This is a genomic window from Nitrospirota bacterium (assembly GCA_015233895.1).
Taxonomy (GTDB): Bacteria; Nitrospirota; Thermodesulfovibrionia; order Thermodesulfovibrionales; family Magnetobacteriaceae; genus Magnetomonas.
The window spans coordinates 17,470-31,919 of the sequence record JADFXG010000024.1; the positions used below are offsets into that span (position 1 = coordinate 17,470).

Genomic DNA, 14,450 nt, shown 5'->3' on the forward strand with positions numbered 1-14,450 from the left:
CTACTCCACAATATTTTTCAAACTGTTGCATGGATGAAATGTTACAACCACACGCGGTGTTATCTCTATATCTTCACCGGTCTTTGGGTTTCTGCCACGCCTTGATCTCTTTTTTCTTACATTGAATGTTCCGAAACCAGATATTTTTATTGACTCACCACCGGCAAGAGTCTGTTTCATTGTCTGTAGTATAGTCTCAACGATATCCTCAGATTCATTCCTGAGAAGCCCCACATTATCAAACAATGCGTTTATCAAATCCACTTTGGTCATATGTTCCTCCGGTTGCTGCAAAAACTCCCTGCATTAACAAAAAGTCAACTCTGTATGCCTATAGTAATATTTTAATAACTCTCTTGTCTTTCAGGGATTTTATAAAATCCTTATAATGTTCTTTTGCCTTTTCATCTTGGATCTCATTTTTGACGCTTTCTGAATGTTTATCCGGTGCATCAGACGATTGTTTGTCCATAAGTTGCACTATTTTAAAGCTGTCCTTTGAGTTAACCACCTTACTAAACTCACCAGCTTTCATTCCTACCACTATGTCTGCGACATCTTTTTCCATATCCTCCTTGTTGACGAATCCAATGTCACCTCCGTTTGAAACATTTGGGCCCTCTGAGTACTTTGCTGCAAGTTTTGCAAAATCAGCCCCTTTTGTTAACTCAGTATAAATCTCTGCCATCTTGTCTTCTATTTTTTTATCTTCCTGAGCATCATTTTTCTTTAAAATTAAAATCAACCGTATTCTGTATTTCCCCGGGTTTGAGCCAGAGTCGGGAGCAGCGCTGATGTTGTTCATGCGTGCTTTAACCTCCTCATCCGAGACCATTACCTTTCCATAGATTTCGGCTGACGTTAACTTCTGTATGATAATTTGATCAGCAAACCGCTTCTTATACTCATCAAAAGTGAAGCCTTCCTTTTTCAGCAGTTCAGCAAACTCCTCTGGCGTTACTTTATACTTAACCCTTATATCATCAATAGCGGCATCCAGCTCCTTTTGCGAGAGCGCAATCCCTCTCCTTTGCGCCTCAGACAGTATCAGTTTCATCTCTATTAACTTATCCAACGCCTGCCTCTCTGTTGTCTTTAGAAACGCAAGCTTTTCGCTCTGCTTCATCCCCTTCAACTTGTCGGACATCTCAAATTCCATCATCCTGTACAGCTCACTCCACGTTATAACGTCCTTATCTATCACAGCAACCACGCGGTCAAGCATCACTGCCTCTGAGTTTATGGCAACAGCCAGCGCACAGATTAAAACCACCGCCGTTAAGCTCTTTCTTATAATAATATCTCCCTCCTTTGTGATATTACTCAGCTAATACAAACAAATTTTGACATAAAAAGACTTTTAAAATCAATATGTACTGAAAATAAAAATAATTACATAAAACATACAAAATACTACATTTGCATTTGTTCCTCAACTAATTCCTCCTTGCTGCTGGTGTCCATCAAAGAGGTTTTAGCAAAAATGTCCCCTCTGGAGTCGTCAACCTGCCCTCTTACCTGAGTTCTCAGTATCTGGGATACCATCTGTGAGGAATCATTTTCTTGCTCTGAAAGATCTATCTTAGAGGTTATAGTTTCTATATTTTTACCGAGCGCTTTAAGACATTTGTCTATGAATTTATTAACTTTTTCGAAGTCCATAAGCACCACCTGAAGTTCCTCGGAATTGACGGCCTGCTCCTCAATTGCCTCCATTATCTTATTGTTGAATCCTTTTATTTTTTCAAATTCATTAAGCAGCTCTGTAAATACTTCTTTATAGCCAAGGATATCTATCATTTGTCTTTTTTGGCTTGCTAAAATAGCTCGTAGTTGTTCCTCAGAGAGCCGTGGTGTGTTAGTAGCTGTCTCCTCGTGGTGAATTGCGCCATCGCCGCTTACGACTTGAAGCTTTGTAAAGACTGCCTCAAGCACACTCTCATACAAACCGTAGAGGTTATACCACAGGTTTTGATAATCCCCTTTCCCCTCGTCTAATGACCTAAGGGCAGCGTTGACAAAGTCCTGCTTTGCCTGATTAACGTGGTGTTCTATTATAAGTTTTACATCCTCTTCACCGAGAGTTTCTGAAGACTGATCTGTGTTTTCCGTTATTCTCTCCAGCTCTGAATTGAGAGTGTTTCTGAATTCCGCCACGCCAAGGTCATCGCCGGCACTTTTTAACTTTACCGTGATGCGTTTTCCCCTTACAAAAAAAAGAATGCTAAGGCCAAAAAACAAAACACAAAACTCTATTAAGAATAAAAAAAAGATATAGTTTACTCTAACCATTTTTGTGCGCCTGTCTTTTCCTGTGTAATAGCTGCTGTATGAAAACCTGTACATCTGATATTTTTGAGAAAGTATGTGAAAGCAGATTCAGATAAACTTTGATGTCATCTTTCCTTAGGTACCCCCATGCAGCAGTTAAGAAAATAAGGTTAACTGAAAGAAACACCACAACGGCCTCAGTAAAAGTCAGCTCCTTTTTTTGCTTTCTTTTAATTGTGCGAGAGGCGGTGTTCAATTCCTTTTCAGCCATCACAACAAACGACTTACCTCTTGTCAACGTTTTACTTGAAGCGTTTAGCATAATCCTGTAGAGCCCCTCCTCAGAGGGACGGAAAACTCCTCTTAAATTTCCGTTTTTTTCCACGCGTAAATCTGTTTCTGTTTCAGCTTCATCTTTTTTAGAGCTCAGCATGGTAAATTCCATACTTTTAAGGATATCCGGGTCTTTAACGTATAAGTTATCCATCTTAAGCCACGCATCAAAAACTATTTTACCATTAACAGGCACATAAGGGGCATCAAAATAGGACATTATCTTGAAGCTTGAGTTAACATAAGCCCTGTTTTGCGTACCCGTTACGAATTGAAGTGTCCATGGGCCGGGTTGAGGGTTTGTTATTCGTATAATATCGTACTTATTATACGAGTGCCATGAAATGAATTCCGGGCTTTCATTGTCTAAATATTTTTTACCATCAGGATTAGCTAAAAATAATTTACTGTTTTTAGTTATTTTTTCACCGACAATAGTTACCTCATAAATTGATTCGTCAACTATAAATTTACCTCTTTGAAATGGGATTAAGTCAGGTGATCTGAGCGCCTCATAAAGAATCACTGCGTTTGATGTATAGCTTTCTTTCTCGGCGACCGGTATGAAGAGCCCGCCGGTTTCCGCTGCCAGTTCAACAGCAGGATTATTCCTGACCATGCCGATGCCGTAAACCTTTATTTGTTTTTTATTTAAAGTTTCTATCAGATTGTCAATAATTTCAGTGTTAAAAGCCTCTTCTTTACATGATTTACCGGAAATCACTACAAGTGTCAAGGTACTATAAGGCGGGTTTATCGAACTTAAATACTTGATGGTATCGCTTATAGCAAGGTGTAGATTTTTAGAGCAACTGCCGGATGACGTCAAATTATCCAAAGACGCCATAAGAGCGCCGTTGTTAAGCTTGCCGAGGGCAATGGAGACGGAGAGATTGTCGGTCAAAGCAGCGAGTCCAACCCTGTCGTTGGTATCCAGGAGATTGATAAACATTTTTGCCCCTGATACGGCATCCTTTATGTGTTGTTCAAACCCTGTGGTATCAAACAGCACAAAGACATCACTTGCCTCAGACATATCAAGAGGAGAGATCACAAGCACGAGGGCCGGAAATAAAATAAAAAACACAAAAAAAAATATCCTTATCACCCTTAGGGGCCTCCGGCTCTCAATGCTCTTCATAAATTACCTTTAATATCGTGCTTTTTTACGTTTTCCTTTAATACGCTTCTTTAACATCTGTTGAGGGGTGATTTCACTGCTGCAAGTGAAACTCCATCAGACTTTTCAATGTCATTGATTTTTTGACCCCTGTTACTTATTATAAAGAAGTTACTATGATTATTAGTGAAGAGACCCTTAATGAAATTGTTAAAAGGATAGCCTCTTTTTGCAGTCCTGAAAAGATAATCCTGTTTGGCTCCTATGCTTATGGAGCGCCGAATACAGATAGTGATCTGGATATTATGGTTATAATGGATACAGTTTCCATGCCACATAAAAGGGCAGTATCTTTAAGGAAACTTCTGCGTGATATATCCATGCCAAAGGACATTATTGTAAAGACTCCTGACGAGTTTAAACGGTACAAGGATATAATAGGCACCGTTGTTTACCCAGCCGCCCATCATGGAAGGGTGATATATGAGCGAAAATGATAAGCTTGATATTGTAAAAAGCTGGTTCCAAAAGGCAGAAAATGATCTTAAACGAATGAATCCTTTTTGTATAATCTTCAAGAAACATATTAATCGCCATAAATTGTCGCTGTCTTTATTTAGTCTAGCCCTACAGAGTTATTCTTAGGATACGTATTGGGATTTCCGGGCGCTAATTCTCATGTTGACTCACCGGAGCAAACGAACTTGTTTATTTTGTGATCGAAATGTTACTGTTCAAGCATCATATGTTATACCGACAATGAGCTGATTATTAATGGTTTTATGATATTATTGACTGGGGTGAAAAGATGGAAAATAATTGGGACCCTTTAGACACAGAACTGGCTGCAGAAAGTTTAGCTGCCACGCTTAAGCGGCAAATAAAAAACATTTTAGATTCATATACCGGTTGGTATGACTTGTTTTGTGAGTTGATCCAAAACGCACTTGATGCTGTAGATCAGATGAGGAGATTATCAAGAAGTAGTGACTATAAGCCGTCAATTTATATTATGATAGATTTGAAAGAAAATCTGCTTTGCGTTACAGATAATGGGATAGGCTTTACAGAAGACCAATTCAAAGGGTTTTTAGCTCCAAATGTTTCATATAAAAAAGGTGATAACCGCGGAAGTAAGGGTGTTGGAGCTACATACATTGCATATGGATTTAATTATTTGCAATTTGGGACTAAAACTTCAGATTTTTCATTTCTGGGCACCTTACAGAGTGCCAGAGAGTGGGTCGAGGATTCAAGCGGCACTATTATTAGACCGAAAGTCCTAAAAGTAAACGATTCTTTACACGAATGTTTTAGAGATATTGATCAAGGCTCAACTTTTGTTTAAAGCTGACAGGTCAGAAAATAAGACCCAAGAATTTTGCATACATACACGCAAAAGATGCGGCGCAATGGTCAATGGTTTTACGAATAAAAACACCATTAGGTGGAGTTTATTTTAACGAAGAATATACACATCCTTTATGTTATATAAAAGTAATTGACGGCAATGGACACATCAGCGAAGAAACGCTAGAAAAATGCGAATATCCATACCCACATAAGCTTATATCAACATGTAAATCATATAATGATATTAAGAAAAAGAAACAAGAGCTTTTGGATAAAGGAAAAGATTCAGCAGATTTGCCAGATAGCTTTAAGCAGTTAAATGGAGTTTATAATTATTGGACCAATAATGACTTAACAACAGCATTATTTGAATCGGCATTTGAAAAAGAAGACTATGCAACTATTAAAAAGCATAAAATCTCTTGCTACGGATTTATTTGTTATACTACTGATATTTGGGATAAAATCAATGACGAAAGATTAAATTTGCGTAAGAAAAATAAAATATTAAGGGGTGGTTTGCAAATAGCAACAAAGAACATGCCGCAGGGAGAATTGATAGAAATAAGCTTAGCAAGATATACTTATTTAAAAGATTTAACTTTAGTAATTGTACATTTTGACGATACTGTCCCTGATTTAGGCAGAAAGGGATTCCAACCTGAGCTTGTTCAAATAGCACAAAAAATATCAGCTCAAATAATCAACTTGTTTGCAAAGATAAAGCGAAGCAATTTGAAAGAATCAACAGGTGCGGCAGTGAGTATTAGCGCAGAAAAAGAAATTTATGACTGGATAAAAGAACAAGAAGAACATGCTAATAAACATCCTCTTGTTATTAAGCGTGAAGATGTGTTTTTACCAACCAAGAACCCATCGTTGACGTCTGAACCATTAGTTGAGCAGGATGTTATAGTATTGTTTAGTCAGTTGCTTGCAGGTGGTGTAATAAGAGGAATTAAACTAATGGCTACGAGTCAATATAAACAATACGATGGAATTTATAAGGTGTTTATTACAAACCCTTTTGAACATCATATTTATGACAAGTCTAAAAACCCTCTTGGCATCGACAAGACATCGATTAGAGATGAATTGGAATCAAAACCAAAGATTATAGAGTATAAATATTCATTTGATGGATTGATCGATGATTTCGATAGCAATGAAAAAGAACAAAAAGATGTTGACCTTGTAGTTGCTTGGGCAATGGGTAGTAAATGGAAACATAGGTATTCAATCACGAGTTTATTACACTTCGATAATGTACAGCATCGGCAGTTTCATGGCGCTACTCACCTAATAAAAACTCTTTCAACTAGAGACAAAGCTTTCACTGCAATTATCCTTTCAGAATTAATTGCCTACATAAATGATCCAAACGGAGTCCAACAATTCCATAATGGTGAATATTCAGATTAACGACTTTATATTAGATTAATATACCAACTTGAGACCGTTGCAAAATTCCCAAAATGGGGGAAAAGTATTTCCCAATTAATACCGAGTAGCAGCCTAAAATATAATAATGATGAGATTACCACGTCGCTATCGCTCCTCGTAATGACGGATAGGTACACCCACGCACAGCCCACGCCGTCATTGCGAACCCCCGCAGGGGGTGTGGCAATCTCATCCTTTTTCTATAACATTTTGTTATATTTTTGAACTCAACTTTGGTGTTATAATATTTTTGCAACGGTCTCAAATTGTTTTCAGAAAGCGATGTATGATAAAAAGGTGTGTAGAAAAATGACTCAGGCGGTGAAAGTAAAGAAATGTAGGGACAGGAAAGTAGAGACAGCTACCGGTTTATTAGATACATCTGTCGAACTACGTCACACAAGGCTGGTTTCATATCTTGACTTAGAAGGATAAGGAAACAGGCTATTTTTTAGTTACGACATATACTCTCTATAATGCTGTCCCCTCTCTCAATAGACAAAATATACCATTTTGTCTATTGTCCGAAATGCCGTATCAGAATTGACGCAGGTTTGCGAGGTGCTCAGACAACTAAACACTGGACAAAACGATGGATAAGCGCAAACACCTTTACCGGCCTTGAAGCGGGCTCTGTTAAAAAAACAATAAGGAATCGGGCACCATGCCCGAACAAATTAAATTTGCTCCGTTACGCCTGGATTTGCTGATCACCTGAACTGGCGCAAATAACTGAAGCAATTTTTTAAAAAAACATTAATGAGTTTTGGTTACAAAGGAAAATGAAAATTATCACTGTAGGGGCGTACCCCTGTGTACGCCCAATAATGCCAGAAATAATAACTGGGCAGGCACAGGGGCCTGCCCCTACAAAAAACTTTTATTCCGCCGGAGTTAGTAATGACAAAGTATTTTCAGGTGAAAAGTTGACATTTATTTAACTGAAAGCTACTCTTTCTAAGGCGACTACGGACTTTTTCTTATTCATTCGATTTGCTGTTGCAACTGATTTAACGTTGTGCGTTTATTGCAAATACCCGGTTTTTTCTATGCTCTCATGAATTGACTTCATTATCAAGTTTTTTCGTTAATTTTTAAAAATCCCTCTTTCCCTTGTCTTAACTCTATATGTTATAATTACTGTGGTTCCGCTGACGTATTGGTGTGCGTCAGGTTTATGTATGAGAAAGAAGCATGTGAGAAGTTGAAAACAGATAGATTTAACTTGAAAAATCAACATATAGGAGGCAGCATGCATCAGAGGTTGTTAGCAGTTGTTTTAGCAGGCGGGGAGGGGAGACGGTTGTTTCCGCTTACGGCCATTAGATCGAAGCCATCGGTGCCTTTTGGCGGAAGATACAGAATCGTGGATTTCGTACTGAGTAACATGATAAATTCCGGTATTTACTCTACATACCTTTTGGTGCAATATAAGTCTCAGTCTTTGATTAAACATGTGCAGGAAAACTGGAGTCAAACCTCTGTCTCAAAAGACCAGTTTATTACAATAGTGCCCCCTCAGATGCGAAAAGGACTTGAGTGGTTTCAGGGTACTGCAGACGCCGTTTTGCAAAACGTAAACCTCATCCAGCAGTACAATCCAACACATGTTGTCATATTTGGTGCCGACCACATCTACAGGATGGATATAAGCCAGATGCTGGACTTTCATATTAACTCAAACGCTAAAGTAACAGTGGCATCACGTCCGGTGCCTATTGAGGAGGCCTCAGCTTTTGGTGTTATCAAGACCGCTCCGGATGGTAAAATCGAGAGGTTTGAGGAAAAGCCTAAAAACCCGTCACCTATGCCCGGAGACCCCACAAAAGCGTATATTTCAATGGGAAATTATATTTTTAACACCGACACACTTATTGAATCTCTGGCAGAAGCTCAAAAAAGAAACGAAAACGATTTCGGGAGCCATATTTTGCCACATCTGGTTAATAAGGTTAATCTCTACTCATACGATTTTTCACAAAACGTAATTCCCGGTACCGCTCCCTGCGAGGAGATTGGCTACTGGCGCGATGTCGGGACAATAAAAGCCTTCTGGGAGGCCCACATGGATATGCTTGGTGAAAACCCTGTATTTGATATATCAAATACCAAATGGCCGATACGCCCAGAGCTTTCTTTAGTGCCCTCGGCTAAGATTATTAGCGGTAACATTGAAAACTCCTTTATCTCAAACGGGGTTACGATAAAAGGCGCAGTTATTAAACACTCCTTCATAAGAAGCAGTGTGACGATTGAAGATGGCGTTGAGATAACTGATTCCATAATTTTAGAAAATGTACATCTTAAAAAAGGCTGCAAACTCAACAAAGTCATAATAGATAAGGGCAACATAATAGGGGAGGGTGAAAAACTCGGATTTGACAAAAACAAGGACAGATTTAAAATGCACATAGATGAGTGCGGTATAGGTATTTTGCCTAAGACTGGATCAATTTAACTCATGACAGTTATTAACGAAACCCTGACCTTTAGCACAAGAGGGCGTTGTGATTTAATAAACATAACCGAGCATGTCGCAGATGTATTAACCCGCTCTGGCATCAGACAGGGCACTGTCACGGTGTTTGTAGTGGGCTCAACTGCCGGTATAACCACCTTTGAGTACGAGCCGGGGTTAATTAAGGATATGACGGATTTGTATGAAAAAATAGCGCCCTCAAAGTCCTCATACTCTCATGATGCCACATGGGGGGATGCCAATGGGTTTAGCCACATACGGGCTGCTTTTACCGGTCCCTCTCTGACCATCCCGTTTGAGGACGGCTCCATGTATCTGGGCACGTGGCAGCAAATAGTACTTGCCGACTTTGACAACAGACCAAGAAACAGAAGCATTGTTGTAAATATAATTGGCAATTCCCCTAAAGGGGATGCGTAAAGGAGGAATAAGAAATGGATGTTTCAGTAGTAAAACCAGATGAGAAAGAGCTAAAACAACTTGGTGTTAAGAGCTGGCCGATATGGAGCAAGGAGGCTTCAAAATTTGACTGGTCTTACGACAGCACGGAGGAGTGCTACATTTTAGAGGGAAAAGTGGAGGTTGTAACAAAAGACGGGAAAAAAGTTGAGTTTGGAAAAGGTGATTTCGTTACTTTTCCAAAAGGACTTGCCTGCACGTGGGACATTAAAGAAGCCGTAAGGAAACACTATAATTTTAAGTAGTGTCTTTAAAGTATTTGTAATAGCCGAAATAGGGATGAACCATGACGGGTCATTTGGACAGGCTAAGGCAATTATAGACAGTGCCAGCGGCTGCGGCGTTGATGCAGTTAAGTTTCAAACCCATATTTTTGAGGCCGAAAGCCTCCCCGATGCTCCAGCCCCGGAGTATTTTAAGTCCGAATCAAGAAAAGACTTTTTTGAAAGAACATCTTTTACCATGGATGAGTGGAAAGCACTTAAAACACATGCTAAATCCATAGGACTTGTCTTTATCTCGTCTCCGTTTTCCCTTGAAGCTATTGATTTACTTGAAGAGATCGGAGTTGAACAATATAAAATCCCCTCCGGTGAGGTTTCTAACACTCCACTTCTTGAAAAAGCGGCAAAAACCGGTAAGAGAATACTTCTTTCATCCGGAATGAGCTGTTGGGAGGAGTTAGACAGGGCGGTTAATGCTATCATAAAATTTAACAATAACCTGACTGTCCTTCAGTGCACCTCGTCGTATCCATGCGGTTATGATGAGGTTGGTCTAAATTTAATCACAGAGATTACAAAACGTTACGGCCATCCTGCGGGACTTTCTGACCACACACAAACCATATACGCTTCACTGGCAGCGGTGGCTATGGGAGCCACTGTGATAGAGAGGCATTTTACACTAAGTAAAGAGATGTACGGGCCTGATGCCAGGTTTTCCCTTGAACCAGCACAGATGAGATCTCTTGTTGAGGGCATACGGGCAATAGAGATTATGCTTAACACAAGGGTGGATAAAGATGAAAGAGCCAGAGGGCTTGGTAAAATGAAAATAATTTTTGAAAAGAGCATTGTAGCCGCTTGTGATATGCCAGAGGGCAGTGTGCTATCTTTAGAAAATATGGCATTTAAAAAGCCAGGTGATGGAATCCCTGCGGCACAGTACGAATCAGTTGCAGGCAGAAAATTAATCAGAGCGGTAAAAAAGAATCACAAATTCGCACTTGAGGATTTTAACTAAATATGGCAAAACGAAAAATAGCCGTAGTATTGGGTTCAAGAGCAAACTATGCCAGCATAAAGTCTGTGCTGAGGGAGTTGAAAAACAAAAATCAGGTTGAGCTTCAGATTTACCTTGGCGCTTCGGCGCTTTTAGATAAGTACGGAAAAATAGAGCCAATTCTTGAGGCTGACGGTCTTAGCGTTAACGACAGGTTTTATATGTTGATTGAGGGCGAGACCCCTGAGACTATGGCAATGTCAACCGGCCTTGGCATAATAAAACTCTCCGGCATATTTCAAAATAACCGACCCGATGTAGTCGTAACCGTTGGGGATCGATTTGAAACCATGTCAACCGCCATATCTGCCGCCTATTTGAACATTCATCTGGCGCACACAATGGGTGGTGAGGTCTCAGGCACAATAGATGAATCCATACGGCATGCGGTTACAAAGTTTGCCCACATACATTTTCCGGCTAATGAAAAAGCCGCAGAAAGAATAAGAAAAATGGGAGAGAACCCTGCTCATATATTTGTCACCGGCTGTCCGCGTATAGACGTTGTTAAGGAAATTATTGACGCTAACAGAGCCGGAGAGGGTATTGAGGAGGAGTCTTTCTGGGAAAAATATAAGGGTGTGGGAGGATTCTTTTCACTCAAACGCGAGAAATTCCTCCTTGTCATGCAGCATCCGGTAACGACTGAGTTTGAAGCAAACAGAAGACATATGTCTGAAACATTATCGGCTTTACAGAAACTTAAGATGCCTGTAATAATGCTTTGGCCAAACGCTGACGCTGGCTCTGATGAAATCTCAAAAGAAATCAGAACATTCCGGGAAAAACATAAAACTGACGATTGGCTGCATCTATTTAAGAATCTTCCTATGGACATTTTTATAAGACTTATGGATTCATGCGCTTGCATGTTGGGAAATTCAAGCAGTGCTATACGGGAGGGCGCAATTGTGGGAGTTCCTGCGGTAAATATAGGTTCAAGGCAGTCAGGCAGATGCAGAGGTTTAAATATTATTGATGTTGACTATAATGCAGGGGAGATTTTTGAGGCAGTTAAGGCACAGTTAAGTAACGGCAAATACCCTGCCGACAATCTGTATGGCGATGGAAATGCAGGGACTGAAATAGCAAAAGTGTTATCGGAAACTGATTTAACAAACATTCCTGTACAGAAAAAAATAATGTACTGAAAGGCTGCGAAAAAAATGGAAGTACTTGCCATAATTCCTGCCAGAGGGGGTTCAAAGGGAATACCAGGAAAAAACCTGAGACCATTGTATGGAAAACCTCTTATACATTATACGTTAGAAGCGATAAGGAAAAGCAAAACCATTACTAAAGCAATCCTTACCACAGACAGTGATGAAATTATGGCGGCCTCAAGGGATTTTTCAAAGATTGAGATCCCCTTTAAGAGGCCCCCTGAGCTTGCCCGTGACAATACCCCTATGCTGCCTGTTGTCACACATGCAGTGGAATTTTTAAAAAACTCTCAAAATTACCGTCCCGACTATATTGTGCTCTTACAGCCGACATCTCCGCTAAGAACCCACATTCATATTGATGAAGCGCTGCAACTTCTTTTGATGCACAATGAGGCCGACTCTGTCGTAAGTGTAGTGGAATTACCGCACAATTGTAATCCGTTTTCTATTATGAAATATGACGGAAAATATCTTCAACCGTTTATGCAATACGATGAGAGTAAGAATCTGCGACAGTTAAAACCCCGCTTTTATGCTCGTAACGGGGCTGCCATTTATGCATCTACTTATGAGTGCCTGATGGTAAAAAAGAGTTTCTATGGAGATACCGTGCTGCCGTATTTTATGAAAAAAGAAGACAGTATTGATATTGACGATCAGTTTGATTTTAAGACAGCAGAGTTTTTAATTTCACAAAGGGCGAATAACTTTGCCAGTTAAAGAAGCCTATCCCAAAGTTCTGATTATCTCCCCTTGTGCTTTTAACCATATAACTGGAACAGGTATAACTTTTTCAAATTTGTTCTACGGCTGGCCAAAGGAAAATCTTGCTGTGGCAACCGGTGATACTGTTGAGGTCACAAAAGATATTTGTTCAAATTATTATTTTCTGACTGATGCCGAACTCCCTAAAATGTTTCCGTTTAACATTGTTAAAAATTTAATTTCCGCAAAAAAAAAACAAGACATAAACTATATCCCAAAAAATGTTCAACCCGTTAGCAGTAAAAACGATAGTTTAATACGTACCCTAAGCAGAAAAATATTTGGCAGTGCAGGAGTTCCGGAAACTGCTCATTTAACTCAAAAATTAGCTAAATGGATAGACGAGTTTAAACCCAACGTGATTTATACGATAACAGGCAGCATAGGGTACCCTGAGCTGGTTCTTAAAGTGCACGAAAAGTTTAAAATTCCCATTGTCCTTCACATCATGGATGACGGTGTGATAGCGCCGGTTTTGACCGGAGCCTTTAGTGTCTATACAATGAGAAAATTTGAGGGAACCATTAAATTAATAATGAGTACCGCTTCAAGACGTGTTGCTATTTGCAGGGAAATGGCAGAAGCGTATGAAAAGAGGTATGGGTATTCATTTGATTACTTTCAGAGCACGGTTAGTGATGAACTATTGCTCTTGCCTCCTAATGACAAATCTGTTACTCAGGAAATATGTCTGATTTATTCCGGTTCTATTTTTTCGTATGCTCAACTTGAAAGCTTAAAAGATTGCTGCCGGAGTGTTATTGAATTGTCAAAAGACGGCTACAACATTAGCTTAAATATTTACACTGCTTTGGACATTTATAAGGATATTTCAGATGAGCTGCCGAAATCTGAGGGTGCAGTGCGACTGCATGATGCGCTCTTTGGAAATGAGTGTATGAATGTTCTAAGGGATGCGACGATTTTGCTGCTTCCGGTGAATTTTGACAGAAAAAGCGTAAATTATATAAAACTTTCAATGCCGACAAAAGTGCCTTTTTATCTGGCAAGTGGCACCCCTGTGTTGGTCTATGGCCCATCGGAGGTTGCTCAGGTAAAGTACGCAACTTGCGAGGGCTGGGGATATGTTGTTAACCAAAGGGGAGTGGAACGCATTAAAAAGGGACTTATTGAGTTAATAAACAATAGCGAATTAAGACAAATTCTTTCAAAAAAAGCCCGTGAAATTGCCATGAAAAATCACTCCGACTCTGTGGTCAGAACCAAATTTCAACAGTTATTAAAAAATTGTAACTGATGTTTCTTAAGACACTTATTGTTAACCATTCAAAATTTTTTAATTTGCCCTATTGATTTTCTTTTTTTTGTTATGATAGCATATAATCGAACATAAATGGATGATTATGATAGGTGATTATCTAAAGAAACTGCGGGAAGAAAACGGTGTTTCCTTAGAGGAGATTTCGTCAAGGACTAATATTAAGATAAGCTATCTGTCAGCCCTTGAGTATGAGGACTATAGCGCCTTGCCTTCAGAGCTGTATATCAGGGGGTTTATAACTTCTTATGTTAAATCACTTGAGTTAGACCCTGCAGAGGCAGTCAGTATATATACCGGAAACGGTGGAAACGGTAAAAAACCTCGCAAGAAAGCGCAATTGCCTCAGTGTGTCAAGCCTCTGAAGTTTCAACTCGATGACGTCAAGAGTACATCAAAAAGCAAGACATACTTTTTTCTTACTATTACGCTGTTAATTGTTCTCTCAGTAATTTTAGTGCCTATAATTCTAAACAGCAAGTTAATTAAATAGAGTTT

15 protein-coding genes are annotated in these 14,450 nt (G+C 39.5%); 11 read left to right on the top strand and 4 right to left on the bottom strand.

Annotated features, from left to right (window positions below; translation table 11 throughout):
• The 4 genes from HQK88_13175 to HQK88_13190 all read right to left on the bottom strand — a co-directional run bounded on the left by HQK88_13175 (position 1) and on the right by HQK88_13190 (position 3,712).
• A complete protein-coding gene (locus tag HQK88_13175) occupies positions 1-273 on the bottom strand; it encodes an integration host factor subunit alpha (GenBank protein ID MBF0617753.1) in 273 nt (90 codons plus the stop codon).
• Positions 274-331: 58 nt separating this feature from the next.
• Positions 332-1,273, bottom strand: coding sequence for a peptidylprolyl isomerase (locus HQK88_13180; GenBank protein ID MBF0617754.1), 942 nt, complete (start codon positions 1,271-1,273; stop codon positions 332-334).
• A 140-nt stretch (positions 1,274-1,413) separates the two neighbouring features.
• Complete coding sequence (locus tag HQK88_13185) at positions 1,414-2,292, bottom strand: hypothetical protein (GenBank protein ID MBF0617755.1); 879 nt, start codon at positions 2,290-2,292, stop codon at positions 1,414-1,416.
• Positions 2,285-3,712 carry a hypothetical protein gene (locus tag HQK88_13190; GenBank protein ID MBF0617756.1) on the bottom strand — a complete coding sequence of 476 codons (1,428 nt, stop codon included), beginning with the start codon at positions 3,710-3,712 and terminating at the stop codon, positions 2,285-2,287. Before HQK88_13190 ends, HQK88_13185 begins: the two co-directional genes overlap by 8 nt.
• 188 nt (positions 3,713-3,900) lie before the next feature.
• Between HQK88_13190 and HQK88_13195 the strand changes: the two genes are divergently transcribed.
• The 11 genes from HQK88_13195 (at position 3,901) to HQK88_13245 (ending at position 14,445) form a co-directional block, all read left to right on the top strand.
• Positions 3,901-4,221, top strand: a complete 321-nt coding sequence (locus tag HQK88_13195) for a nucleotidyltransferase domain-containing protein (protein ID MBF0617757.1) — start codon at positions 3,901-3,903, stop codon at positions 4,219-4,221.
• 311 nt (positions 4,222-4,532) lie between these two features.
• Positions 4,533-5,072 (top strand): ATP-binding protein, encoded by a 540-nt coding sequence (locus HQK88_13200; protein MBF0617758.1) that lies wholly within the window; start codon positions 4,533-4,535, stop codon positions 5,070-5,072.
• A gap of 71 nt (positions 5,073-5,143) precedes the next feature.
• A complete protein-coding gene (locus tag HQK88_13205) occupies positions 5,144-6,499 on the top strand; it encodes a hypothetical protein (protein MBF0617759.1) in 1,356 nt (451 codons plus the stop codon).
• A 1,273-nt stretch (positions 6,500-7,772) separates the two neighbouring features.
• A complete protein-coding gene (gene glgC / locus HQK88_13210) occupies positions 7,773-8,978 on the top strand; it encodes a glucose-1-phosphate adenylyltransferase (GenBank protein ID MBF0617760.1) in 1,206 nt (401 codons plus the stop codon).
• A 3-nt stretch (positions 8,979-8,981) separates the two neighbouring features.
• Entirely contained in the window at positions 8,982-9,419 is a 438-nt protein-coding gene (locus HQK88_13215) for a YjbQ family protein (protein ID MBF0617761.1), read from the top strand.
• Between the two features lie 14 nt (positions 9,420-9,433).
• Positions 9,434-9,703, top strand: a complete 270-nt coding sequence (locus HQK88_13220; GenBank protein MBF0617762.1) for a cupin domain-containing protein — start codon at positions 9,434-9,436, stop codon at positions 9,701-9,703.
• Positions 9,704-9,737: 34 nt separating this feature from the next.
• Positions 9,738-10,703 carry an N-acetylneuraminate synthase family protein gene (locus HQK88_13225; protein MBF0617763.1) on the top strand — a complete coding sequence of 322 codons (966 nt, stop codon included), beginning with the start codon at positions 9,738-9,740 and terminating at the stop codon, positions 10,701-10,703.
• Between the two features lie 2 nt (positions 10,704-10,705).
• Positions 10,706-11,893 carry a UDP-N-acetylglucosamine 2-epimerase (hydrolyzing) gene (neuC, locus tag HQK88_13230; protein MBF0617764.1) on the top strand — a complete coding sequence of 396 codons (1,188 nt, stop codon included), beginning with the start codon at positions 10,706-10,708 and terminating at the stop codon, positions 11,891-11,893.
• Positions 11,894-11,908: 15 nt separating this feature from the next.
• On the top strand, positions 11,909-12,628 hold the full coding sequence (locus tag HQK88_13235; protein MBF0617765.1) for an acylneuraminate cytidylyltransferase family protein: 720 nt from the start codon (positions 11,909-11,911) through the stop codon (positions 12,626-12,628).
• The gene (locus tag HQK88_13240; protein ID MBF0617766.1) at positions 12,618-13,931 is read left to right on the top strand and encodes a hypothetical protein; all 1,314 of its coding nucleotides are present in this window, start codon (positions 12,618-12,620) and stop codon (positions 13,929-13,931) included. The genes HQK88_13235 and HQK88_13240 overlap by 11 nt, the downstream gene beginning before the upstream one ends.
• A gap of 106 nt (positions 13,932-14,037) precedes the next feature.
• Positions 14,038-14,445, top strand: a complete 408-nt coding sequence (locus HQK88_13245; protein MBF0617767.1) for a helix-turn-helix domain-containing protein — start codon at positions 14,038-14,040, stop codon at positions 14,443-14,445.
• Positions 14,446-14,450 lie beyond the last annotated feature (5 nt).